Origin of the sequence: Bdellovibrio sp. HCB185ZH (assembly GCF_047302455.1) — a bacterium.
In the GTDB taxonomy this organism is placed as follows: Bacteria; Bdellovibrionota; Bdellovibrionia; order Bdellovibrionales; family Bdellovibrionaceae; genus Bdellovibrio.
In genome coordinates, this window is sequence record NZ_CP178624.1 from 1,769,772 (window position 1) to 1,795,243 (window position 25,472).

24 protein-coding genes are annotated in these 25,472 nt (G+C 46.1%); 12 read left to right on the forward strand and 12 right to left on the reverse strand.

The features are described 5' to 3' along the window. Positions 1–14: 14 nt before the first annotated feature. Together ACLSU7_RS08670 and ACLSU7_RS08675 are read left to right on the forward strand one after the other, a co-directional pair. Entirely contained in the window at positions 15–1,799 is a 1,785-nt protein-coding gene (locus ACLSU7_RS08670) for an AMP-dependent synthetase/ligase (protein WP_413295139.1), read from the forward strand. A 487-nt stretch (positions 1,800–2,286) separates the two neighbouring features. Beyond that, positions 2,287–2,607 carry a helix-turn-helix transcriptional regulator gene (locus ACLSU7_RS08675; protein ID WP_413295140.1) on the forward strand — a complete coding sequence of 107 codons (321 nt, stop codon included), beginning with the start codon at positions 2,287–2,289 and terminating at the stop codon, positions 2,605–2,607. A 130-nt stretch (positions 2,608–2,737) separates the two neighbouring features. Here the strand turns inward: ACLSU7_RS08675 and ACLSU7_RS08680 are convergent, their stop codons facing one another. The 3 genes from ACLSU7_RS08680 to ACLSU7_RS08690 all read right to left on the reverse strand — a co-directional run bounded on the left by ACLSU7_RS08680 (position 2,738) and on the right by ACLSU7_RS08690 (position 5,293). Further along, complete coding sequence (locus ACLSU7_RS08680) at positions 2,738–3,946, reverse strand: hypothetical protein (RefSeq protein ID WP_413295141.1); 1,209 nt, start codon at positions 3,944–3,946, stop codon at positions 2,738–2,740. A 92-nt stretch (positions 3,947–4,038) separates the two neighbouring features. Beyond that, positions 4,039–4,782 (reverse strand): hypothetical protein, encoded by a 744-nt coding sequence (locus ACLSU7_RS08685; protein WP_413295142.1) that lies wholly within the window; start codon positions 4,780–4,782, stop codon positions 4,039–4,041. 7 nt (positions 4,783–4,789) lie between these two features. After that, positions 4,790–5,293, reverse strand: a complete 504-nt coding sequence (locus ACLSU7_RS08690; protein ID WP_413295390.1) for a hypothetical protein — start codon at positions 5,291–5,293, stop codon at positions 4,790–4,792. Between the two features lie 223 nt (positions 5,294–5,516). On the opposite strand from ACLSU7_RS08690, the gene ACLSU7_RS08695 reads away from it, so the two are divergent. From ACLSU7_RS08695 to ACLSU7_RS08735, 9 genes are all read left to right on the forward strand, one after another. Beyond that, positions 5,517–6,245, forward strand: coding sequence for a hypothetical protein (locus tag ACLSU7_RS08695; RefSeq protein WP_413295143.1), 729 nt, complete (start codon positions 5,517–5,519; stop codon positions 6,243–6,245). 310 nt (positions 6,246–6,555) lie between these two features. After that, entirely contained in the window at positions 6,556–8,589 is a 2,034-nt protein-coding gene (locus ACLSU7_RS08700; RefSeq protein ID WP_413295144.1) for a M3 family metallopeptidase, read from the forward strand. After that, complete coding sequence (locus ACLSU7_RS08705) at positions 8,589–9,491, forward strand: NAD(+)/NADH kinase (protein ID WP_413295145.1); 903 nt, start codon at positions 8,589–8,591, stop codon at positions 9,489–9,491. The genes ACLSU7_RS08700 and ACLSU7_RS08705 overlap by 1 nt, the downstream gene beginning before the upstream one ends. 2 nt (positions 9,492–9,493) lie before the next feature. Beyond that, complete coding sequence (gene recN / locus ACLSU7_RS08710; protein WP_413295146.1) at positions 9,494–11,188, forward strand: DNA repair protein RecN; 1,695 nt, start codon at positions 9,494–9,496, stop codon at positions 11,186–11,188. A 172-nt stretch (positions 11,189–11,360) separates the two neighbouring features. Continuing rightward, positions 11,361–12,299 carry an NmrA family NAD(P)-binding protein gene (locus tag ACLSU7_RS08715; protein WP_413295147.1) on the forward strand — a complete coding sequence of 313 codons (939 nt, stop codon included), beginning with the start codon at positions 11,361–11,363 and terminating at the stop codon, positions 12,297–12,299. Positions 12,300–12,403: 104 nt separating this feature from the next. After that, positions 12,404–13,918, forward strand: a complete 1,515-nt coding sequence (locus tag ACLSU7_RS08720) for a hypothetical protein (RefSeq protein ID WP_413295148.1) — start codon at positions 12,404–12,406, stop codon at positions 13,916–13,918. 52 nt (positions 13,919–13,970) lie between these two features. Continuing rightward, a complete protein-coding gene (locus tag ACLSU7_RS08725) occupies positions 13,971–16,013 on the forward strand; it encodes a S9 family peptidase (protein WP_413295149.1) in 2,043 nt (680 codons plus the stop codon). Between the two features lie 75 nt (positions 16,014–16,088). Beyond that, entirely contained in the window at positions 16,089–17,090 is a 1,002-nt protein-coding gene (locus ACLSU7_RS08730; protein ID WP_413295150.1) for a hypothetical protein, read from the forward strand. Beyond that, entirely contained in the window at positions 17,090–17,533 is a 444-nt protein-coding gene (locus tag ACLSU7_RS08735; protein WP_413295151.1) for a hypothetical protein, read from the forward strand. Before ACLSU7_RS08730 ends, ACLSU7_RS08735 begins: the two co-directional genes overlap by 1 nt. Before the next feature lie 166 nt (positions 17,534–17,699). Here ACLSU7_RS08735 and ACLSU7_RS08740 read toward each other — a convergent pair whose 3' ends face one another. Beyond that, positions 17,700–18,224 (reverse strand): D-alanyl-D-alanine carboxypeptidase family protein, encoded by a 525-nt coding sequence (locus ACLSU7_RS08740; RefSeq protein ID WP_413295152.1) that lies wholly within the window; start codon positions 18,222–18,224, stop codon positions 17,700–17,702. Positions 18,225–18,425: 201 nt separating this feature from the next. Between ACLSU7_RS08740 and ACLSU7_RS08745 the strand changes: the two genes are divergently transcribed. Further along, positions 18,426–18,977, forward strand: a complete 552-nt coding sequence (locus tag ACLSU7_RS08745; RefSeq protein ID WP_413295153.1) for a transposase — start codon at positions 18,426–18,428, stop codon at positions 18,975–18,977. A 46-nt stretch (positions 18,978–19,023) separates the two neighbouring features. Here the strand turns inward: ACLSU7_RS08745 and ACLSU7_RS08750 are convergent, their stop codons facing one another. The 8 genes from ACLSU7_RS08750 to ACLSU7_RS08785 form a co-directional block, all read right to left on the reverse strand. After that, a complete protein-coding gene (locus ACLSU7_RS08750; protein ID WP_413295154.1) occupies positions 19,024–19,398 on the reverse strand; it encodes a cupin domain-containing protein in 375 nt (124 codons plus the stop codon). A 49-nt stretch (positions 19,399–19,447) separates the two neighbouring features. Continuing rightward, positions 19,448–19,747: a hypothetical protein gene (locus tag ACLSU7_RS08755; RefSeq protein WP_413295155.1), complete on the reverse strand. Its 300-nt coding sequence runs from the start codon at positions 19,745–19,747 to the stop codon at positions 19,448–19,450. 4 nt (positions 19,748–19,751) lie between these two features. Beyond that, positions 19,752–19,955, reverse strand: a complete 204-nt coding sequence (locus tag ACLSU7_RS08760; RefSeq protein ID WP_413295156.1) for a hypothetical protein — start codon at positions 19,953–19,955, stop codon at positions 19,752–19,754. A 47-nt stretch (positions 19,956–20,002) separates the two neighbouring features. After that, positions 20,003–20,257, reverse strand: coding sequence for a hypothetical protein (locus ACLSU7_RS08765; protein WP_413295157.1), 255 nt, complete (start codon positions 20,255–20,257; stop codon positions 20,003–20,005). Positions 20,258–20,269: 12 nt separating this feature from the next. Further along, positions 20,270–20,743: a hypothetical protein gene (locus tag ACLSU7_RS08770; RefSeq protein ID WP_413295158.1), complete on the reverse strand. Its 474-nt coding sequence runs from the start codon at positions 20,741–20,743 to the stop codon at positions 20,270–20,272. 119 nt (positions 20,744–20,862) lie between these two features. Beyond that, a complete protein-coding gene (gene acnA, locus ACLSU7_RS08775; RefSeq protein ID WP_413295159.1) occupies positions 20,863–23,541 on the reverse strand; it encodes an aconitate hydratase AcnA in 2,679 nt (892 codons plus the stop codon). Between the two features lie 16 nt (positions 23,542–23,557). Then, positions 23,558–24,106 (reverse strand): NUDIX domain-containing protein, encoded by a 549-nt coding sequence (locus ACLSU7_RS08780; protein ID WP_413295160.1) that lies wholly within the window; start codon positions 24,104–24,106, stop codon positions 23,558–23,560. 85 nt (positions 24,107–24,191) lie between these two features. Further along, positions 24,192–25,472 carry a metallophosphoesterase gene (locus tag ACLSU7_RS08785; RefSeq protein WP_413295161.1) on the reverse strand — a complete coding sequence of 427 codons (1,281 nt, stop codon included), beginning with the start codon at positions 25,470–25,472 and terminating at the stop codon, positions 24,192–24,194.

Below are 25,472 nucleotides of genomic sequence, written 5' to 3' on the forward strand. Positions count from 1 at the left end.
AGGAGCATTTCATCATGAAGACGAATTCTCTGACCTTGGGTCATTCTATTTTGACAATGACGTCACGCGATCCTCAACAAGCCGCTGTGAAATTCAAAGCCGGCAACAAATGGATCGAAAAATCCTGGAAAGAGTATTACCAAGATATCGAAACGCTGGGTGCTGCCCTTTTGTCTTTAGGTATTAAGCCTGGCGACCGCGTTGCCATCATGGCCAACACCCGTTACGAGTGGTCTGTCAGCGACTACGCGATCTTTGGTATCAAGGCGATCACTGTCCCTATTTATCAAAACAACATCGCTGAGGATGTTGAGTATATTTTGAATAATTCAAAAGCCCGCTTTTTGATCTGCGAAAGCCGCGGTCCTTTGAAAACGTTTGAATCCATCCGTGCAAAATGCCCACACGTTGAAAAAATTCTGTTGATGGATTCGGGCTCGTCAGAGAGTGCGAATATTTCTTGGACACAACTGATGAAATTCGGCCAGGATCACTTGGCGAAAAATCCAACTTGCTACAAAGATCTTTGTTCGACGTTAAAGCCTGATGACATGGCGACGATACTTTATACTTCCGGTACGACTGGTTTACCTAAGGGTGTGGTTCTGACCCACCTGCAGGCATTTAACGAAGTCAGCGAAGCATTCCCGTTTGCTGGAGCCGTTCCTGGTGACACGTCTTTGACGTTCCTGCCGTACGCTCACATTTTAGGTCGTATTGAACACTGGGGCCACCTGTACATTGGTTTCACGATGGCTTATGCAGAATCTTTAGAGAAGGTTCGTAACAACCTTGCAGACATTCGCCCGACGATTCTGGTTTCTGTTCCTCGTATCTTTGAAAAAATCCACAGTGCGATTCTAGCACAAATCCAAACTCAGCCATTGAAATTGAAACTTTTCAATTGGGCTGTGGAAGTGGGTCGCGAAGTTGGCGAGTACAAACTTTCTGGTGAAATCCTGCCCATCAGTTTGCTTGCTAAATACGAACTTGCAAAGAAACTTGTTCTTGGAAAAATCACAGAAGCCTTTGGTGGTCGCCTGCGTTTTGCGATCAGCGGTGGCGCTCCGATTTCAAAAGAAATCGCGATGTTCTTTCACTCGGCTGGCATTTTGATTTTGGAAGGTTACGGCCTGACAGAAACAACAGCGGCTATCACTGTGAACACTCCATTTAACTATCGTTTTGGCAGCGTGGGCCGCCCTATCGGTGACGTTGAATTGAAAGTCGCAGCCGACGGCGAAATCCTGGTGAAGTCTGCGAAAGTGATGAAAGAATACTATCAAAACCCTGAAGCGACGAAAGAAGCTTTCACGGATGGTTGGTTCCACACGGGCGATATCGGTGAAATCACTAAGAGCGGTGATCTGCGTATCACAGATCGCAAAAAAGATCTTATCAAGACGGCTGGTGGCAAATACGTGGCTCCACAACGTTTGGAGACATTGCTAGTACTCTCCCCGTATATTTCTCACGCATTGATCCACGGCGATCAGAAAAAGTATATCGTGGCTTTGATCTTCCCGGACCAAGCGGCGGTAAAAATGCTGGCGCAAGAAAAAGGTATCAAGTTCAATGACTGGAACGACTTGGTGACAAGTCCATTCGTTGAGGAATTGATCCGCAATGCTGTTGCTGAAACCAACGCACAGCTGGCAAGTTATGAAAGCATCAAAAAGCATATTATCATGCATAATGAGCTGTCAGTAGAAAACGGTGAGCTTACCCCTTCATTGAAACTGAAACGCAAAAAGCTCGATCAAAAATTCACGGCTGAAATTGAAAAAATGTATGCCTAATAAAAAACCCGGAGCGATCCGGGTTTTTTATTTCTATCTCCGCTTCGGTAACCGAAATTTCGTTTCATGAATGCAAGATTCACTGGGGGAGCGGTTGCTGAGCGCGTCCAGCACCGCCAATGCAACATCTCCGAATCCCGGTGGGACCTAGCACCGATGGGACATTTGGTTCTATTCTAAACCCAGATACAGTTTGCACAAGCACTGACCATATTTGACATATGTAACCAATTTGGTTACAATGGAGGCAGTGTGATATCTAACGTCCAAATCAGCAAAATGGCTGAGAAAGACCTTAGGAGTGTTCCTTTAAACATTCAGATTAAGTTTCGTAACTGGGTGAGATCGATAATGCTAGAAGGACTGGAAGAAGTCCGTAGACGATCGGGCCAGAGATCGATTCGTTTAAATAAGGCATATCGGGCCATTTACGAAATCAAAGAACATGGCGTGATTGAGTTCGTCCATATTCTCGAGGTGAACAAACATGAGTACTAAGAATTTAAAAACCAAAAATGCTACGATCAAATTCCTGGACAACTTAATTGGCGAAGAGCCGAGTATCGCTTCTGAGCTGTGGGCCTACCGCACTTCCGAAGAATGGTCACAAGATCGTATGGCAAAGAAGCTTGGCATCTCTCGCGTTCACTATGCCCAGCTGGAAAATGGAAAGAAGTTCCTAAGTCCCGAAAGGGCAGCTTCGTTTGCAAAACGACTGGGTTATTCTGAAAGATTGTTTGTGCAAATTAGTCTGCAAGATCAAATAACACGCGCGAAGATTCCCTATCGCGTAACACTTTCTGCCTAAAAGAAAAGGCGCCACGACAGGCGCCTTTCTATCTCCGCCTCGGTAACCGAATGCATCTGTTCATTTCACGAACGCAATTTCCACTGCCGGAGCGGTTGCTGCGTGCGTCGAGCGCTCGCTGCGATCGCGACTAGAATTTAATTTCTCCGCTCTGCAATTGATCCCAACCCGTGAAGGCTTGTTTCAATTGATCGCTGAATACAGTCGAGCGTCCCTCTGCCACATCGTATGTTTTGCATGGAACTGAGAATACGACCTTGAAAGCTTTGCATTTCACTTTGGTATTGCAACTGGTGTTGCCACAAGAAATAGAAGTCCCCTCAAAGAAGCTCATATACGGCTTAGAACGGAAATCTTCATTCGCAATCGCGGCTTTACACGCATTGTACTTTGCCAATGAACGATCTGAAGGACACATCCAATCAGCCAAGGCTTTCACGAACTCATCACGAGAAGAAGTCGGAGTTGCAGGTGTGCTCGTCGGATAAAGCATCGTTAAGTGAACCATCGCTCTGGGAATCATCGAAGAGTCTGGCGCAAATACTTTATAGAAGCCCAAACCGCGGCTGAAGTTACCAAAGGAATCGCGATACGGAATATTCACAGGCTTCAATCTCACACAACGACCATCGGCACAGCTGATCGTGTTTTTAGTTAACTGGGATGTGCTGTCCTTCCAAGACATGTTACCCGGATAAAACCCTGGATCGTTGTAGTACCAGTGCCCATCACTTTTCAAATTTTGGAAATTAGAACCTGCAAAAGAACCAAACACCGGGCGGTTCCACAAGCGAGCCGCTGTCGGCGCCAAGAACCAAGCCGAATTGCAAGAGTGAATCACTGCAAAGCCGTCGGCTCTGATAAAGCGGCCCAAGGCTGCAAAGGACTCATCATCATGATCCAAGCGTTTATATTTCGTCTGCAAACGGAAACCATTGTAAGTGTTGGCGTGACCATAAAACTGCAACGAGCTTGCACGCACTCCCAAGCTGTTCAAAGTCGCAACCAGGCGCTCCCCTGTCAGATGGTCTTGGTCAGCACGACGAAGATTTAAGCCACCGCGCTCAAGTAGGCTTCCTTCGTAACCCGCACTGTTGTTGACTGTCGCGATAATCACGCGCTGTCTTTGCGGAAAACGATCACGAGAAATTTTTGCGCCTAGAACTGCAGAGTGAGTAAATTGATTACCCTGATCTCCACCAAACCCTGCGATGAAAATATCAGTCGCAACATTCGGATTCAAGCGAGCGGGCTCTGTCGCAACCAGGTAAGCGGAAGCAGACTGCGCTGTGAAAACAAGCCCCAAAGATAATAAAGAGAAGATCCATTTCTTAAACATAGCTGTGGCTCCATTTCTAAAAAGGAGTTTTGCTATAGCATGGGGTTTTGGCGATGCCAAAGATGAATGACCTTATACCTTTGCAATCTAAACTACATATAAAAACGGAAGCCTAGGGAGATGAAGCCGCCAGAAAGATCGAGCACTCGATTCGACGCGCCATTTTGCACAGAGCTACCGCTGGAAGCCGCGCCATTAAAGGTATTGTAGTCTTTGGAGTATTTTAGATTATCAACTTTCAACTGACGATAACCGAATTGAAAAGCGTAAGTCACCGTATCGGATAAAACACCCTCGTATCCTAAACCAGCAGAAAGCTCCGTTGCGTTCCCTTTGGACTCAATAGTTGTATCCACGCCAGGATAAGCGGAAGTTCCCGCAGCCGTCAGAGAGTAAGTGTTTTTCAAAGAGACCGTGGCATAACCTAAGCCAACAGAAACAAAGGAACGAGACTCGTTATCGCCGTGAAGATTGAACTCCAACGTCACTTTAGGAGCGTAACCTAGAACTTCACTGCTGGCAGAGTAAAGCTGAGTGCCACCGCCATTTGTGCCGGAAATATTATCCACGACACCCGGTTTTAAAAACTCAATTCCAAACGCCAAATTCATGGGCTTCGTAGAAACCAAGAAACCAAACTCACCACCGTAAGTGTATTTGGAATCTCCAGAAACATTCACGCCCGTGGCTTCGTTTTCATATCCTGATTTCCCAACTGCTGATGGCCCCCCTGTCACAGAAAAATACGGGGCCACCGTGTCTCTGTTGATATCAAAGACACGAGCTCCCGCAGCTGAAAAGAAAAACAGGATAGTGAAAAACGAAACCAGCTTCATGACGAAACTACTCCGCCAGCAAATCAACTACGACTTTAGAAGTCGATTTTTTACCAGCTACTTGGTACACGCGCACTTTCGTGTTTTGTTTTAAATCCATCGTCAGATTCAATGAACTATCCACCGGATCAAGGCTCATCGCTGTCGCTTTGATTGCATAAGAATCTTTCATGCGGTGATTTAGAGCAATTGTGTTCACCAAAGAGACCGGCATTTGCGAAAAAGATAAAACCAGGCGTTGGGGTTTGTCTTTAAGCTCTGCATGGAAGTATCCAGGCCAACCCTTCATTTTTCCACCGTTAGCATCACCGACATCAAATACAAGACGCTCTACTTTTTTGCCTTTATCAGCAGTTCTTCTTACGTCTAATAAAGTAAAAGCCGTCCCTGACAAGCCACCATAAAGCTCACCTTTTCCCGAAAGAATTTTTGGGCCTGTCGGATTGGATTTTTTTGCTGGAATTGCCGCGCTCGCTGGAAGAGCTAACAGAAGAGACAGTAAACATCCCATGTATTTCACGTATCGACTCCTTTCGATATTAATAACTCTTTAATGCTGCCATTCAAAATCGCCCCTGCCTACTCTTTTGCGGCGCAGGGTGCCCAAAAGCGGCATCTCCCATGCAAATTCTGCCAGTCAGATCGATTTTAACGGGGTTTCAAGATGAGACACTGAGGGCACACCTCTTGAAATACAAGGCGATGTTGATGCTTTTAATTTTTAAGGAGTACCTATGAAAAGGCTCTTCGTTACATTGATGACTTTATTGGTAGTAGCCTGCGGCGATTCTGGCGGCGGCGGAGGCGGCGGTGGTGCCGTTGCGACGACTCCGGTTCAGGGCGATGCTCGCTGTATCACTTCCAGCACTTTGTGTAATAACGGTGTTTACGGATCATATAATGGTTGGATGCCTTATTCATTCCCCTACGGTGGTACGAACTACAACTATCAAACTTACTTCCAATCTTATGGTGTTTGCGGATGCCCACTGGGTTTCGCACCAGCATATAACTCTGTGATGGGTATGGGTTGTTACCGTATTCAAACAGGCTTTAACTGGAATGTGATCTACTCCTTCACTTACAACTACAATTCAGGTTACGGCGCTCCTCAATCTGGTTACAACTTCCAACAAGTTTCAGGAGTTCGTAACGGGAATGGTGCGAACTGCACAGGCCAAGTGGCGACAAGCTGCTTGATCGACCAGGCAAACTCTTGCGGTGCGGGTGCAACTTGCCAATCTATCGGTAGCTCGAACTTGGGTATCTGTGTGAACGGTTACAACAACGGATGGAACACGGGCTACAACCCAGGCTATGGATACGGTTACGGCTACAACACTGGTTACGGTTATTCCGGTTACCCATACGGTGCATACCCTTACGGTGGCGGCGGTGTTGGTATCGGTTTCGGAGTTGGTGTGGGTATCGGTTTCGGCGTAGGCGCTGGTTACCGTTACTAATCTTGATTTAAGTAAATATGAGGAGTGCGGCGCTCCTCACCGGTTCTAACCGGTTTATATGCCGCAACATTCATGGGCTCTTAGCGGAACTACCTCTAAGAGCCCTTTCTTATTGAGGCGCGGCATTTGCGTCCTTAAGTATCACCTAAAAGCACCAAATTTTAATTAAAAAACACAGCCGTTAACACGGGCTTTTTTGCTTTATTTTGCGCTATTCTCAAGGGATAACCGTTTCACTTGTGCGGTGTCAAATGAGTTTATTCGACACGGAAGAACTGATCTGCCAGCGCACCCCCGAACAGGAGAAATTATGAGTTCAAACAATCCTCTTTTAGCGCCCTTCACTGCCAAAGATCAGGCCGTGCCTTTTGACCAAATCAAAGTTGAGCATTATCTGCCAGCTTTGGATGAGGCTGTGAAATCCACAAAAGCAAATATTGAAAAAATCAAAAACAATTCAGCCACACCTGATTTTGAAAACACAATCGTCGCTTTGGAAACAGCTTCTGAAATGGCCGATCGTATCGCAGGAATCTATGGCAACTTGGAATCGGCTCACTCTGACGAAGCTTTCCAAGCGTTGGCCAAAGAGATCTATCCAAAACTTACGGCACTTAGCTCTGACATTGCTTTGGATGAAGTGATCTTCAAAAAAGTAAAAGCGGTCTATGACAACCGCGCCAACATGAAACTTTCAGTCGAGCAAAATCGCCTGCTTGAAAAAACATATTTGTCTTTCGCTCGTAACGGCGCCTTGTTGTCTGATAAAGACAAAGAAACTCTTCGCCAAATTGACCAAGAGATGTCCGTCCTGGGTCCGAAATATTCTGAGAATGTTTTGAAAGCGACAAACGCTTTCGAAATGGTTTTGGAAAATCACAAAGACGTTGCTGGCATTCCTGAAGGCATCCTTGAGGGAGCAGCTGCTGCGGCAGAGGCGAAAGGTAAAAAAGGCTGGTTGTTCAACTTGCAAATTCCTTCTTACCTTCCATTCATGACTTACGCGAACAACCGCGATTTGCGTGAGAAGATGTCGAAAGCTTATGCTTCACGCGCCTTCGGTGGTGAATTCGACAACCAAGAGATCGTAAAAAAGATCGTTACTCTTCGTGCAAAGCGCGCCAACCTTTTGGGTTTCAAAACTCACGCAGAATTTGTATTGGCAGAACGTATGGCGAAAGATCCAAAAACTGTTGGCACTTTCCTGCACAAACTTTTGGATGCATCCAAAGCAGCTGGTCAGCGTGATGTTTCTGAAGTGGCAGCATTTGCAGGTCAACTGGATGCAATCCCTGAATTAAAACCTTGGGACTTTGGCTATTACTCGGAAAAATTGAAAGAGGAAAAATACGCTTTCAACGAAGAAGACCTGCGTCCTTACTTCAAACTTGAAAACGTGGTTGAGGGTGTTTTCGCCCACGCGAAACAGCTTTACGGTTTGACGTTCAAAGAAAACAAAGACATCCCGGTTTATCATCCGGAAGTAAAAGTTTACGAAATCTATGATGATAAAAACACTTACATGGGCTTGTTCTATACGGACTTCTTCCCGCGCGAGACTAAAAAAGGTGGCGCATGGATGACTCAGTTCCGTGGTCAAGGCTTGATGGGTGGAAAATTGGTTCGTCCACACGTTTCAATCGTGTGCAACTTTACGAAACCGACTCCGACAAAACCTTCCTTGCTGACTTATGACGAAGTTCGTACTTTGTTCCATGAGTTCGGTCATGCTTTGCACGGAATGCTTTCTGATGTGACTTACCAATCTTTGAGCGGTCCAAATGTTTACTGGGATTTCGTGGAGCTTCCTTCACAGATCATGGAAAACTGGGCTGGCGAAAAAGAAGGTTTGGATTTGTTTGCCCGTCACTATGAGACAAACGAACCCATGCCAGTGGAATTGATCAACAAGCTTAAAGCTTCGCAAAAATTCCAAGCAGGCTATGCCTCTTGCCGTCAATTGCAATTTGGTATGATGGATATGGCTTGGCATACAGCGGATCCTTCATTGATCAAAGACGTCGACGCATTCGAGGAACAGGCTACGGCCGAAACTCGTTTGTTCCCGAAGGTCCCTGGCACAAATAGCTCTTGCAGCTTCAGTCACATCTTTGCAGGTGGCTACTCTGCAGGGTACTACTCTTACAAATGGGCGGAAGTTTTGGATGCGGATGCATTTGAATACTTCAAAGAGGAAGGTTTATTCTCTCCTGAAGTGGCCCGTAAGTTTAAAGAGTTTATCTTGAGCAAAGGTGGAACTGAGCATCCGATGGATCTTTACAAAAAGTTCCGCGGTCGCGAACCAGATCCAAATGCTTTGCTAAGACGTGATGGATTGATTTAATGAAGAAAACAGCGATGAGATCGAACAGTCAGTTGGTTATTCCGGGCAAAAGCAATATCGCTCTGGTTTATCGCCTGGAAACTGCGCGCGCAGTGGCCCTTGCGAAACGCGTGGCCGAGTTTTTAAAAAAACAAGGCCACCAGGTCTTCACAGCTCCAGGTCAAAAACTGGTGGCGGGGACTAAACTTGCATCGACTAAAAAACAACTGGATTCCTTATCGCTGGTTATCGTTCTCGGTGGCGATGGTACTTACCTTCGCGCCGTGCGCATTCTTGAGGGTCGGGATGTTCCTATCTTGGGCTTTAACATGGGCTCCCTGGGTTTCCTAACTGCACACAATGCGGATTCAGCAATCGAAGTGATCGAAGATACATTGGTGGGCGAGATGGAACTTCGTCCACGCTCGATGATTTACGCGAAAATTCTGCGTAAAGGAAAAGCCCGCGCTGAATATCACGCCCTGAACGACATGGTGATTGAAAGAGGTTCTTTGAGCCAATTGATCAACACCGCCATTTATTCTGATAAACATCTGGTAAGTGAAGTGAAGGCCGATGGTTTCATCGTATCCTCCCCTTCCGGTTCCACGGCTTACAACTTGGCAGCGGGCGGACCGATTCTGCATCCCGAGGCGCAAGTGCTGGTGGTGACACCGGTGGCTCCTCACAGTTTGACGTCTCGTCCTTTGATCGTGCCGGATAAAAATCAATTGTCCTTTAAACTGGATGGAAAAACGCAAAAAGCGCATTTCATCGTCGATGGACAAAAAATGACCGAAATCACAGCGGACGATGAAGTTATTCTGACTCGCTCGCAATACGATCACTGGATGGTCAGACATCCTGATCACAATTACTTCCACTTGCTTCGTGAAAAACTTAAATTTGGAGACCGGACTTAGTTATGCTTCTTGAGCTTAAAGTTTCAAATTTTGCGATCATCGAAAATCTGCACATCGTTTTCAAAGATGGACTTAACATCCTTTCCGGTGAGACGGGCGCGGGTAAATCTGTTCTTTTAAAAAGCTTATCCCTATTGATGGGCGGTAAGGGTTCCAGCGACACCATTCGCACAGGATCCACTCAAGCGACCATCGAGGGTTCGTTTGATATCAGCAAACGCCATGATATTTTAAACAGTTTAAAAGAAATGGGCATCGATGCCGATGAAGATATCCTGATCGTTCGCCGCGTGCTGAGCACCGGAGACAAATCCAAGGTTTATCTCAACGGTTCCTTGAGCACTTTAAACAGCTTGCGCGATATCGTGGCTCCCCTAGTGGAGCTTGCGGGGCACTCGGCACCTTTGATCGAAATGACGGGCCAGCACGAGAATCGCAATCTTATGTCCAAGGCTTACCACCTGGATTTATTGGATCAATATGCTGGCACTTGGGATAAGCGCCTGCTTTTCACTGAAAAGTATAATCGCTATCACAGCATCTTTGAAGAGATCAAAAAACTTGAAAGCGATGCCAAACAAAAAGCACAGCGTCTGGATTTCTTAATTTACCAACGTGATGAGATCGCAAACCTGGATCTTTCACCCGGCGAAGACATCGAACTTGAAACGGAAGTTAAAAAACTTAAAAACTCCAGCCGCATTGGTTCCTTTGTGGATCAGGCGGAATCGGTTCTTTATACCGACGACGATTCGGCGATCAGCCGTTTAAAAGCCGTCATGAAAAAAGGTCTGGAAGTTTCTGGCGTGGACCCGCAAATTGCGGCGAAACTGGAACTTTTAGAGCAAGCCCAAGCCTTGATCGATGAAAGCGTTTACGAGCTTCGTAATTACGCCAACAAGATCGATGCCGACCCTCAACGCCTTGAAGAAGTTGAAGGCCGTTTGAGCGATCTGCGCAAACTGCAAAAGAAATACGGTTCATCGGTCAACGATATCCTAAAAGCCTTGATGGAGATGGAAATTGAAATCTCCAACCTGCAAAATTCTGATGTGAAAATCGAATCTCTTCGCAAAGAAGCCGCAGTCCTGTTCAAAGAACTGGATACACTCGGTCAGGATCTTCACAAACGTCGCGTAAAAGGTTCCGACCTTCTTGCTGACAGCGTGAATGCGGAGCTTTTGGATTTGAATATGAAAGGTGTCACTTTCCACGTTCAAATCGATAAGCTGGCAGACCTAAGTGCGACAGGCGTAAGCGATGTAGAATTCTTAAGCCAAACGTCTTCAAAAGATGTAAAACGTCCTTTGGCGAAATTCGCCTCCGGTGGTGAGCTTTCACGTATCTTGCTTTCCTTGAAACGAGTTGTGGGTTCCAGCAATCAGCCGCGCACTTACTTGTTCGATGAAGTCGACACAGGTGTGTCGGGTGAAACGGCTGAAAAAGTGGGTCGCAAGCTTAAGACTATCGCTAAAGGCCAGCAAGTTATCTGTGTCACTCACTTGCCACAGGTCGCAGCATTTGGCGATGCACACTTCTTTATCCAAAAATCTCCGCAGAAAGATTCTGTTGCTATGCTAGTTTCAGAACTCAAACAAAAAGATCGTGTGCAAGAAATTGCCCGTCTGATCAGCGGCGAAAAGATCTCTAAAACATCCCTGGCCCACGCCGAACAACTTTTGGTCGAAGCTAAATAGCACAATTCCCAAGCCCTCCCCGCTTGACCTTCGCAGAATTGCGATTCGTCAAAAATCGTCAAGCGCGAGGCGGAGGGCGTGCGGGTTTTTCATGATTCGTCCTATGTAAATATACAGGTCCACGAAACGTTCAGCTCCTCTTAGAATTTAAGTATTAACAAGGGGGCTTGCGATGATACTGGTAATGGGCGCTACTGGACATGTGGGTTCTAAGATCGCGACGGAATTGTTGTCTCACGGGCATGAAGTTCGCGTTCTGGCTCGCCACTTTCCTGATCCCGAAAAGTTTTATGGTGCAGATATCATCGAAGGCGATGCCAACAGTGTCGATACCATGATCCACGCCTTGAAGGGTTGCTCTGCCGCCTTCGTTATGATTCCCCCTGATGCCAAAACTATCGAACAGCGTTTTTACGCCAATAAAATCGGTGAAGTGATAGCCGAAGCAATCGAAGAGGTCGGCCTCAAACACGTCGTGAATCTGAGCAGCGCTGGCGCTGACCTGGAAAGCGGTACAGGACCGGTTTTGGGGCTGCACGATCAAGAGTCGCGCCTGAACGACATCGCGGGTTTAAATATCGTCCATCTGCGCCCGGCTTTTTATATGGAAAATCTGGTGATGGAAATTCCGACCATTATCGCCATGGATAAAATTTTTGGAATAATTCCTGAAGATGCACCCGTGGATATGGTGGCAACCAAAGATATCGCCGCTCGCGCCGTGTTTTTACTAACCAATCCGACCTTCCGTTCCCATAACATTGAATATCTATTGGGTGAGCGCACCCTTACGTACCGCGAAATCGCCCGTGTACTGGGGCAAACAATTGGTAAGCCCACTTTGGAGTATGCCGAAGTCCCTGACGTTGAATTAAAGAACTATATGATCGGCGCTGGCATGTCAGAAAGCATGGCGAATGCCCTATTAGAACTGGATCACGCCGCCAGCAATGGTTTATTGGCCTCCAGCTATGCCCGGGACAAAGAAAATTCTACCGTCACCTCGATTGAAAAATTCGCCCGCACGACTTTTTTGGACGCCTATAACCAGGCGTTAACAGCCCAAAATTCACGTCGTTCCAGCTCCAGCTCATTTGAGGCGCACCCTTAACAAAAATCCCTGTTTCTTGACCCGAAATGGGGATTTCTATCTTGCCTTTCAGTTCGCTTTCATTCAGAACCTTACTCCAATATTAGTTTTGGACAAGGAACCGGATGAAGGCGTTGCCCTGTTTCATCATCATTTTGATTTTCGCATCATTGAGCTTCGCCCGCGAACCTCAAGATTGGTGGTCTGTTTCTCCAGAACAAGTGGCCGATGCTCCTTGCAAGAACCACAGAGCTCCTTCAGACGCCGAAATGTTGCAAGCTTTGCAACCGTCAAGCCTCACTAAAAAATCCGAAACTATTTATGGCGTCAGCTTTAAAGACGAAGACCCAGAGCTTTTACAGCTCTTTCGTGACCTGCACTTTTACGACATCAGCATGTTGGGAGCAAAACCGCTGGTTTTGAAATCTCCGTGCAATAAGGTTCTTTGTTCAGTTCAAGCGATCTATGGAACTCGCGTGGGAATTCAAATTCTTTACATGCTAAAACGATTTGGTTTCAACGGGTCGCACCTACGCACAGCGAATGCTTCCTTATGGCGCGCGGATGAACTGGAAGATATTCTGACGGCTCTTTCGGATTATCCAAACGAGCTTTACCCATTGGATTACAATCGCAAACTTGTTCACGTCAAACGTGGCAACCGTATGAAATTGCCCGTGGGCGAAAGTGTTGCGAATTCCACCATGGAAATTTACGACATGTGGAATGATCTGACTCAGGCGGAGCGCCAACAAAGCCTTTTGCATGAGCTGGGTCACGTGGTGGCTCGTAAAGATGACGTCGATGACTCCCCAGAATGGTTTAAAACTGCTGGCTGGCAAGTCAGTGGTCGCACCGCCCGTCTGGTTGATCCCAGCAAAGCTGTTTCATTGTATGGCAAAACCAATCCTCACGAAGATTTCGCGGAAAGCGTCGTGGCCTATCGTTTTGGTGGCGCTAAATTGAAATCCGAGCAATCCGGTAAGTATGAATTTCTTAAAGCACGCGTTTTTGACGGTAAAGAGTATTTAAGCGCTCAAGCCTGCATGACTTCTAAATCTCAAACGGAAGTTAAGAAAGAAGCTAATAACAAAGCTTTTGCGGCGGCCGTGGAAAAAGCCAAAAGAAATGCGGATAACTTGGATAGCGCGTTCATTGGTAAAGCCCAAGCCATCTGCCAGTCCGCTTTAGTTAAAGTGATGGTAGATGAATTAGGCAGCGCTCAAAACTGTACAAGCCGCGCTCTTCAACGCCTGCAATTGGAAAAATACGGCAAAGGCAAAAAGCTGGTGGGAGCATTATTAAGTGAAGCCCAATTGAATGCCATCGCTTTTAAAGGCGATACCGAAGCGGATTTTAGCCGCCGTGTTCGCGCTAAGTTTGCAACGGATGTGAGCAAAAGCTTTAGCTCTGATTTCCGCGAGGCTGTGAATCGCGGAACGTGCTCTGCCTGGGGCAATGCCGCTCAAATGTTCTTTACTTCAGGCCCCATGGTGGCTGAAGTGCTGTCTAAGGACCGTCAATACTTCTATAAAAATCGTCGCTACGAACAAGTGACAGAGTTCTTCACCCACGTTTGCCAAACTGTTCGTCAAAACGCAGGACGACTTGATTCAGGGATTCTCCAAAACTTACCATAAGAGGATGAAGACGTATCTTTGTCCCTTTTTGGTATTGTTTGGAGTTTCCTGTATGCACAAATATCCGCAAGACTTTCCTAAAGCCGCAAAAAATCCCCACATCATGGAAAAATTTGGCGATCGTCGCACCGATAATTATTTCTGGTTGCGCGATCGTGAAAACCCTCAGGTCATTGATTATTTAAAACAAGAAAATGCCTACACTGAAAAAGTCATGGCTCCCGTCAAAGACCTCCAGGAACAAATATTTCAAGAGATGAAAGGTCGTATCAAAGAAGACGACTCAAGTTATCCCGCGAAAATGGGACCCTACATGTACTCGACACGCTTTGAAAAGGGCGCGCAGTACCCGCTCTTCGTGCGCACAAAGATTGATGGCGACAAAGAAGAAATTCTTTTAAATGAGCCCGAGCTTTCCAAAGGGCACACATATTACGATACGACGGGCCCGCGCATCAGCCCGAATGACATGATGATGGCCTATGGCGAAGATACTGTGGGCCGCAGATTTTATGACATTCACTTTGTGGATTTGAAAACCGGCAAGAAACTTCCGAACGTAATCGAGAAGGCTACGGGCAATTTGGTTTGGGCCGATGACAACGAAACGATTTTCTTTGCTCAGCAAAATCCTGAAACTTTACGCTCAGAAAAAATCTATCGCTATAATTTGAAAACGCAGAAAAAAGAACTCGTCTATCACGAGAAAGACGAAACATTCAGCTGCTACGTTTTAAAATCTTTAAGCCGTAAGTACATTTACATCACTTCCCAAGCAACACTGACGAGCGAAGTGCACTACCTGCCTGCCAATAAGCCTCAGGATGCGTTTAAAGTCTTTGCTCCCCGCCATCGCGAGCTTGAATACGCTGTGAATGATGATGGACAGACTTTTTATATTACGACGAACAAGGATGCTAAAAACTATCGGGTGATGACAGCAAAACCCGGTCACACCGCAGTTGCAGACTGGAAAGAGCTCGTGGCTCACCGTCAAGACACTTATATCTCTGACATCACAGTGTTTAAGCACCACTTGGTTTTAGATATTCGTCGCAATGGCCTGACTGAAATCGAGATTCGCGATATCCATGGAAACAATCCGTTCATCATTCCATTCTCGGATCAAAGCTTTATGGCCGGGGTTGGAGACAACCGTGAATTCGATACCGAATGGCTTCGCTATGAATATGAATCCATGCGCCTGCCTCCGAGTGTTTACGATTTTAACTTGAAATCTCATGAGCAGATTCTGCGTAAAACTCGCGAGGTCCCAAATTTCGACCCGAACAAGTACCGCACAGAGCGTGTCTTCATCACGGCTCGCGATGGTGTGAAAGTTCCAGTTTCCTTGCTGATGAAAAAAGAATTCCGCGCTGATTCTTCGGCCCCGATGTTGGTTTACGGTTATGGTTCTTACGGTGCGAACATGGATCCTTGGTTTAGTTCTTCTTTCTTTAGCTTGGTGGATCGCGGATTTGTATTTGCGAAAGCTCACATCCGTGGTGGCTCTGAGATGGGACGCGAATGGTATGACACCGGTCGCACTAAAAAGAAAATGAACACGTTCTATGATTTCATCGACGTGACGGAAGGTCTGTTGAAACAGCGTTACGCTAAAAAAGGCCACGTTTATGCGATGGGCGGCAGTGCTGGTGGTCTGTTGATGGGAACAGTAATGAATCTGCGCCCTGACCTTTACAACGGCGTTGTAGCACAAGTTCCCTTCGTTGATGTGATCACAACCATGCTTGATGAATCGATACCGCTAACGACTGGCGAGTATGACGAGTGGGGAAATCCCAATGAACAGGAAGCTTATGATTACATTCGTACGTATTCCCCGTATGACAATGTAAAGGATCAAAAGTACCCGAATGTTTTGGTCACCACAGGTTTGCATGACTCCCAGGTCCAGTATTGGGAACCAGCAAAATGGGTGTCAAAACTTCGCGACCATAACAAAGGCGACACCGTGATCCTGCTTAAAACCGATATGGAAGCAGGACATGGTGGCGCCTCCGGCCGTTTTGACGCCTTAAAAGACACTGCCGTCGAATTTGCGTTCATTTTACAAATGGATGATAGGAAGTAATTTCCTGGTCTGGAATTAACCGATTCCAGGCCACTTCGATAGACGAAATTTCTTAAAAAATTTAGACTTAGAGTTATGAATAAGACGTTTTTAACTCTAAGTCTCCTTCTTGTCGGGCTACAAGCCCACGCTCAAAAAGACTCGACCTGCGCTGACTTTGCTGCATTTACTTGTTCAAGCATTGGTGCCGCGGACGGAACTTCTGTCGGTGTTGCAAAATCAGGCAAAGCTGACTTCGCTGAAAAATTAAAAACGGAAACATTTCCGAGTGTGCAAAAAGCTTTTATCAGAAAACTGGCTTCCTTGCCATTGGACGAAAAAGCGCGCACAGCTTTGCTTGCAAAATTCACCAACATGAAATTCTCGACAGAGTGTGAACAACTGAGCGCGAGTCTGGATGAGTCCCTTTGGCCGAACTCTTTTTACACTCACTCGGACAACACGTTCTATCTTTGCAAGGCTACGCCTGGCATGTCGGAGTTTGTTATCTCTAAGATGATTGCTTCTGAACTTTCAGAAATGATCAATCCTTGTGGAATCAACAGCATCATCCAACGCCCCAAAGAAAAAGTTCAGTCATTGGATCAAAGTGAAAGGGATTATCCGGTCAAAGGCATTATCTCCTGCCTGCGCTCCGATAAATCCGCTGGAGCTAAACGTAACAATGCGGTTCCTTTTAAAGAAAACGGATTCTGCACAGGTGATCAGATCACGCGTTCCTTTTCTGACTGGATGACTTCGGAAGTGATGACAGATTATATTTCCGGGAAATATTCAGATCTTTCCACGTCTCAGTGGCGTCAGGGAATTGCGAATGCATATCGTGACGAATGTTCGTTTGGCAGACCTGACGATGGGTTTACTGAAGAACCAGAATTTCAATTGCGCATCGATGGTATTGTCACTGCGAATCCCGCTTTAAGAAAAAAACTGGGTTGCTATGATAAATCGAAATTCTTGTACTGCGATGCTCACAGCCCCGATGCAATGGCTAAGGCGATTGGCGTTCCAAAGGCGGCGTCTCCTGGCGGTGTGACTCCGTCAACTCCGACAGATGGCAAAGAAGGGATTAAATAATGAAATACCTAATCTCTCTTTTAGTTTTAATTCCGGCTTTAGCTTTTGCGGCCCCTCAAAAAGGTGGCGTTCAGCGCAGAACTGCTGCACCTAAATCCTCCCCTAAAAAAGCGGCATCCTTTAATGGCTTCCGTGTTGTGGTGGTTTTCGGCCAGCAAAAATCACACTTCACAGTGTGGCAAGATCAACGCGGGAAGTTCTATGCGGTAACTAAAGGCGGCGCGCCGACGATTGGGACGATGTCTGACATGAACTTCTCATTTCTAAGCACCCAAACACGTGAGATCGCATCCTTAAAGGGAGCCAACGTACAAACCTGCCCACGTGCGAACATTCAGTTGTACCAGGGCAACCGCTACGTCCAAGGCACTTGCATCGGTTTGAAAAACCACACCGCGGCCCGCATGACCCAACTTGCAAATGCATTGGCGACGCTGCAATAGTGTGGTTCTCGTCCTCAAGTTCTTTCTGAAAAAACAAAAAGGCACGGTTGTTTCAACCGTGCCTTTTCTTATCCTATGCGCTGTTGTTAAAACTGCTACGCACTAATTTAATACCGGCCCATTTCAGTCGTTTTTTGACGCCTTTACGACGACTTTCAACAACAACTCAAGAGCCTGTGTAGAACCAGTGCCAAGGTTCATAGATGATTCCGTGTTCGTTATCTTTGGGATAGCTAAGTCGGAAATTAAATTTCGCCGCGTTTTTCTGAAGCCATTTGAATGCTTCACTCCTCTCAAACTCCACCTCTAGCTGTGGCTTGCCGGGCTCGTGAATATCAATGGCTCTGCCGGAATGATGTTCACTGAAACCTGGAATCGCAACTTGGGTTAGGATATTTTCGAGTTCTCTGCCCTGTTTCAAACGCTGCTCAATTAAATTCATCTGATAATGGTAAGAACGAAATCCAGAAAATGGCAAAAGCTCGATGCCGTCTACCGCCGCTGCTTTCTTCATTTCAAGCCAAGCCTTGGCCGCCGACCGAACCAGAATAAAAGGTCTTCCCCCACAATCCACATCCACAACCTGAAGCATTTCCAACGGGGGCTGCAAATGCATACGAAGTTTATTCGTCAGAAGATGTGTTTCATTTATCCCAAGAGCATCGTGCAGCTCTTTTAAAACTCGATCCATCGTTAAAACCTACCACTAAATTTCTACGAGGTCATTCTCCAATTAAGGACGAGCGCAAATACGTTGCCCGGACTAATCTTCGTTCCCTCACCGGCTCGGTGGTTTACATACAAGATCAACATTTGCACTTCCATCTTAACATCCGGGGGTATCGGTCAACCTCGTCATTCGAAACATCGTCCGAAAAAGATGGAAAGAATTATGAAACAGGAAACATTCAATTTACTAAAAATTCCAGCCAAGCATCGACTTTGTCATGGCGGAATTCTTCGTCGCTCTTCCAAGGGACGTGGGGCTCGAACCCTTTCTCACAGACATCCCATGCATTTAGTTTTTAAAGTAAATAAGGCAGCTGTGAAGAGCGGTCTTCGCAGTTCGCGCAGTTTTGCATTGATGACTCGATTGTTGAGGCGATATGCCGTGAAATTCTATGTCAAGGTGGAGCAATTTTCAGTGCAGACGGATCATGTGCACATTTTGGTGCGTGGTCGCAGGCGTTCGAATTTACAGAGTTTCATGCGGGTGCTGGCGGGACAGTTCGCCCAGTGCTTGACCGATACCCATTCCCAGAAAAACGATGGCCCAAAAGTTTGGAAGTATCGGCCGTTTTCTCGGGTGATTAAGGGGTATAAGCCGTATCAGATTGTGCGGGATTATATTCAATTGAATGAGCTCGAAGCGTTGGGTCGACCTTACTCAAAAACTCGCCTGCGTGGACTCAGCCACGAGCAACTAATGGAGTTGTGGGTTTGAAGCGAAAAGGACTATTTTTTCTAACAGGGTACTGATACCAGGTCGGCTAAAACACTACGTCGGAAGCTGTAACTTTTCGGCGGATGACTAGAACGTGTGCTTGAGAGGTCGAATCATTTTTTAAGAAGTGATGTTTGCCTGACTGTCGTTCGAACATGATGGAATCGCCCTGCTCCACTTGAACCTCATTGTTGCCTTCCACAGCGACCAAGCTGCCACCGAGAACGTAAATTATCTCGTTCGTATCAGTGTGAAAATGTGGCGCTGAAGAGCGTGAGTTAGGACGGATAATTTCGTGGGATAGGAAAATATCCTCCGAAAATAAAACATCGGAAATCACATTTGACAAGGAATACTCTTCCCCGGTTTTTTGGGATTTCAGTTGTTGATATTGCCGTTCGGAAGATTTTTGCAGCTTCATTAAAAAAAGCGTATGACCGAAACCCCAAAAGGGTCAATGTCCGACGCCGTTATTTCATGAAGTAAGTGAACAGAACGAAATAAATCGCGATTGCTCCCAGGAACGAGAAGAAATACAGATTCCAGTAGCTCCAGCGTTTCCATTTCTTCAGGATCAGCCAGACGATGGCGTAGATCACCGTGGGCAAAACGTAGGTCTTCATCACGTCACCGCTTTGGGCGTGTTCAACGCCTAAAAATCTTTTTCCGGTATAGTGACTGTACAGCGTGATTAAATTGAAGGGATTAAAAATAATAAGAACAAATGTCCAAATAAGTTCACGCACTAAGATCTGACGTTCTGTTTGCATGGGATCAGTCTACTCTAGGACGTTTCGGACCAGCAACTTTAACTCCAATGTAGGAGGAAATCATGACTCCAATCCCGTACATCGTCGCCGTTGAATCAAAAGCATCAATCACACTCCAAAAAAACATGAATCCGCAATAACAGCTCGCTAAAAAGGCTGTCGACATGATCCAAATCTCAAAACTTCCTGGACGATTACGTGCTGGCATATTCTGAGAATACATCAAATTTGGTGGACTTTAAAACATCAAACTGTTTACGCAGGACCTATATCTGTTTCCTGAGAGTTCACTTGTGATGGCGGTCGAAAAATATCAGACAGAACCAGCGAGATAATAAAACCCGCCACATAAACAGCTGCAATAAGGCTTGAACCGATCGCAGTTTGATAGATGAACAAACCCAAAAAGATCACAGTTAAAGTCATAAAGATTCGAACCAACAAACGCTTGCGTTTGTCTTGTCGAGGACTTGTCGGCAGCAATGGATGAGGAGGTGGTACGATATACATGAAAACAGTATACTATTTACTGATTGCTTTTAAAAGAGCGCAGGGATTCTTTACAGTCTTCAATGCAGATTTGTAAGCTTCGGGTTTTAGTTCCATCAAATTCTTATCTAAAACTATTTTAAGTGGTTCCACTTGTTTCTCGATTTCGGGAGCAACCTTAACAGATGTGATGTAGCTATCATACACTTCACAGGTCACACGACTCGAACAGTTGTGAATCGCTTTAGTTAACAAGGCAATATCAGCTTTTCCAACGGTTTGCTTGCTCCAGCTTTTCTTCGCGTTGTCTTTCGCCTGCTGAAGCTTCTCTTCCAAGCCTTCAGTTTTTATGTTGCATTTTTTTATCGCGGGATTACCAGGATCATTTATAGCCACTCGAGCTGCGATAACGATTTGCTTAAGGCTGTCCAATTCATTCAGAGGCATTTTAGCGAGAGCTGTTTGAGATAGAACGAATGTATTTATGAAGATCAAAAATGCTTTCAAGCTGTAACTCCGTTTACAGCTTTATTGTCTCTGATAACCCCAGGGCTCACAAAACGAAAACTGGACAGGGATTTAAAAAAATTAAATGCCTGTCCAGAACTTGTACAAAAAATCGAAAACTACATAAGCTTTCTTAAGACGTAATGCAAGATACCGCCGTTTTTCAAATATTCCAATTCAACGGCTGTATCGACACGGGACTTCACTTTCACCTCGTCAGTTTTGCCATTCGAACGAGTGATTCGCACCGTAATATCCTGTTGTGGCTTCATCGTTTCAATACCCACGATATCCAAAACTTCAGATCCATCCAATTGCAGAGTTTTACGATCCATTCCCGTGTGGAATTGCAAAGGTAAGACACCCATGCCCACCAAGTTAGATCTGTGAATACGTTCGAAACTTTCTGCAATCACAACCCGAATACCCAACAGAGTCGTCCCTTTCGCTGCCCAGTCACGGGAAGAACCCGTTCCGTACTCTTTACCAGCGACAACCACCAGTGGAGTTTTCTCGGCTTGATACTTCATCGAAGCATCAAAGATCGACATCTGCTCGCCGGAAGGAATGTATTTTGTCATCCCGCCTTCCACACCTTGAAGCATTTCATTTTTGATGCGGATGTTAGCGAATGTTCCACGCACCATCACTTCATCATTCCCACGACGCGAACCATAGGAATTGAAATCCACTGGCTGCACACCTTTGCTGATCAGGTATTTTCCGGCTGGAGAATCTTTTTTAAAGCTTCCAGCAGGAGAGATATGGTCCGTCGTAATCGAGTCCGCCAGAATCGCAAGAATTCTCGCGCCCTTCACATCAGACAACTTGTCTGGAGTTTTCTTCATGCCCGCAAAGTACGGGGGGTTTTTAATATAAGTACTTTCATCCCACGCATACGTTTGCGAAGGAACGGTCTGGATTTTTTGCCAGTCTTCAGTTCCCGCGAACACATTACCGTAACGGTTTTTAAACATTTTCGTTTCAACCGTCTGATTGACGATATCGTAGACCTCTTTATTGGTTGGCCAGATGTCCTTCAAGTACACGGGCTTACCTTGACCATCTTCTCCAATTGGATCTTTCATAACATCTAGCTGCATCGTCCCTGCAAGCGCATAAGCCACGACTAGCATTGGAGACGCCAGATAGTTGGCTTTCACATGGGGATTGATACGACCTTCGAAATTACGATTCCCTGAAAGAACCGAAGCAACAACCAAATTTCCTTTTTCAATAGCATGAGCAATGTGTTCAGGAAGTGGACCCGAGTTACCAATACAAGTCGTGCAACCATAACCCACAAGATTAAAGCCCAAATGATCCAGATATTTCTGTAGCCCTGAATTTTCAAGATAATCAGTTACAACCTGAGAACCGGGAGCCAAAGAAGTTTTCACCCAAGGTTTTACTTTTAAACCTTTCTCAACGGCTTTCTTTGCCACCAAACCTGCACCCATCATGACAGACGGATTGGAGGTATTCGTACAGCTGGTGATAGCCGCAATGACCACGTCCCCATGACCTAACTTATATGTTTGGCCTTCAACGTCAGCTGCAAATTTATCTTTCGCTGATTTATCAGCCGCAACACTAAATCCAGTGGTCAGCTGAGTGCCGAAATCGCTCGCCGCTTTATCAAGCAACACGCGATCTTGAGGACGTTTAGGTCCCGCCAAAGACGGAACCACTTCAGACATATTTAATTTCAACGTGTCATGGAAAAAGAAATGTTCATCATCACTTGTACGCCACATTCCTGTTTCTTTGGCATAAGCTTCCACTAACGCGATGGTTTCATCATCACGGCCGGAGATGCGCAAATACTTCATCGTCTCTTCGTCGATTGGGAAGAAACCACAAGTTGCACCGTACTCTGGTGCCATGTTCGCAATTGTCGCACGGTCAGCTAATGACAAACCTTCCAAGCCCGGGCCATAGAATTCAACGAACTTACCAACAACACCTTTTTTACGAAGCATTTGAGTCACGGTCAGAACCAGATCTGTCGCCGTTGTGCCCTCTTTTAATTTTCCTTCTAAACGGAAGCCAATCACTTCAGGAATCAACATGCTCAGTGGTTGGCCCAGCATCACGGCTTCGGCCTCGATACCACCGACACCCCAGCCAAGTGCCGCTAAACCATTCACCATCGTCGTATGAGAATCCGTTCCCACCAAAGTATCTGGGAAGGCATATTCGCCATGCTGACCTTTAGCATTCCAAATCGTTTTACCCAAGTATTCCAAATTCACTTGATGGCAAATACCTGTCCCTGGAGGAACCACACGGAAATTTTTGAAAGCACGCTGCCCCCACTTCAAGAACACATAGCGCTCATGATTGCGCTGAAATTCCATATTTACGTTTTCTTGAAAACTTGTAGGCGTTGCAAAAGAATCCACCATCACCGAGTGGTCAATAACCAGATCCACCGGAACCAGGGGATTGATTTTCGTTGGATCTCCACCCAGTGCTTTCATCGCATCCCGCATCGCTGCCAAATCCACGACAGCAGGAACACCAGTGAAGTCTTGCATCAACACGCGAGCCGGGAAAAATGAAATCTCCCGCGACAAAGATTCTTTGCTAAGACTAAGAAGGGAATCGATATCTTCTTTAGTGACATGCACTCCGTCTTCGTGACGCAGAAGATTTTCCAAAAGAACTCTGAGTGAATTCGGCAGGCGTTTTAGGTTCGGGTGCGAGATCTTTTTCAGATTGAAGATCGTATATTCTTTCGCACCGACTTTAAGTTTATCTTTTGTTTTAAAGCTGTCTTTTGACTGTACCAACATGAGGGGATCCTCCCTCTCAATTCCACTCCTCGCGCAGAATTTTATCAAGCCAAAAGGCGCCTATCTGGGTTTTCACATCAGTTAATTTACCCTGCTGAATAAGCATCATCAGATCCTTGGGAGCCACTTCCACCACTTCCAAAAATTCGCCGTGATCCAGACGTTGCTCAGTCTTGCTAAGGTCCTTTGCCAAATAAAGATCAATCTGCTCATTGGAATAACCAATCACGGGATGAATGGGAGTCAGAAATTTCCAGTCGTTTGCAGAATACCCAGTTTCTTCGATAAGTTCGCGCTTTGCAGTGACCAAACTGTCCTCGCCCTTATCCCGCTTACCCGCCGGGAACTCGAGCATCACCTGCTTCACGGCATGGCGATACTGATGAACCATGATTACATTTCCATTCGGCAGCATCGGAATCATCATGGCCGCGCCGGGATGAATAATGTACTCGCGATGATAAATCTTCCCATCAGGAGCTTGAACCTGGTCCTGCTCCACCTTTAAAAATCGACCTTGGAAAATACGTTTTGATGAGAGAGTTTTTTCTTCGAGATGCTTCATGCACAAAGGATCTCACGCCCGACTTTAGTCAGTCACGGGCTTTATAGAAAATAAAAAAGCCTCCGCGCGGGAGGCTTGCTGGAAACTATTTGGTCACTTCATTCTTCACAGGAGCATCGCAAGGCATCTTGGGATCTTCGAGGGAGCAAACGAAGTTAGTTTGGCCGTCGTATCCTTTCACGGTGCCGAGCCATTTGCCACCGCTGTCTTTTTCTAAAACCATGTAGCCATGATTTGACGGAAGGACTGTGAATCCTGCAGGAATAAGCCTGCGAGTGGCGGCATCATAGTGATCAAGTGCTGTTCCACCCTCGCCCATTACGATATGCACAGGCCGATTGTTACCAACTGCGATCTGCGTGTTGTGAATGTGGCCTGCGAAAACGAATTTCACCTTTTTTGGTAAAGGCATTTCCTTCGTCAGCGTTTGCATGTTCAGATTCACTGGCAATACCGCGGCTGGTCCATTCCAATTCGGAGCCAAGCCCCAGATCGGACGATGCACCAACAACCACACTTCGCTTTCTGAGCGAGAGTTGATCATGTTCACCATCTTGCGATAGTGCGCACGCCATACTGCCATCTCAGGACTTTTTGGATCTTGCTTTTGATCAGATAAAGTGGCGTTATCAAAATTCACCATCAATACATTTCCGAAACTTGTGTAACGAGTTTCCTGGAATTGTGGGCACGAATTTTCACCCAGTGGAGTTAACAGCTTGCTGAACCCTTCGTGGGCACGCTGACAATCCTCGTGATTTCCGCGAACAAAGACAAAGGGCTTTGCTTGCAACAAAGACGCCGCTGGCGCGATGAAATCCGCTTCCCATGCGCGATAGCCGTACCCAAGAGTATCTTTAAAGGGAGCACACTTCACAGGATCATTGCACGTTTCGCGATAATGATAGTCACCGACATGCACGATCAAATCGGCATTTTCTTTGTCGATAGCTTTTACGATACGAGCAAAGGGCCATTCCTGAGGATTGTTGCAATCTTGGAAATAGTTCCCTTTCAGACGGCAGCCCGTATCTCCGAAAATGATGATACGTTTTGGCGATTCCGGAATTGAAATCTGGCGCTCGCCTACGATAACTGTTTTCGTTCCTTCAGGAAGGTTCGCTTCACAAACGGTTGCTGTGTCGAACTTCGTTTCCTGCGTGGCTAAGACTTCCACTTCACCGGGAGCTTTAGCGAATTGCACCGCCGGACATTTGCCGTCCTTGGGTGCAATCGTTCTTACGAAAGAATTCTTGGAATCCGCCAAGCCTACGTAGGTCAGATTCTCCGCTTTGTCAGAAGGCTTGTGAGCACAAGCCGCAAGAAATACCAACGAGATTAAAGCGGAAGATTTACTCAAATGCAT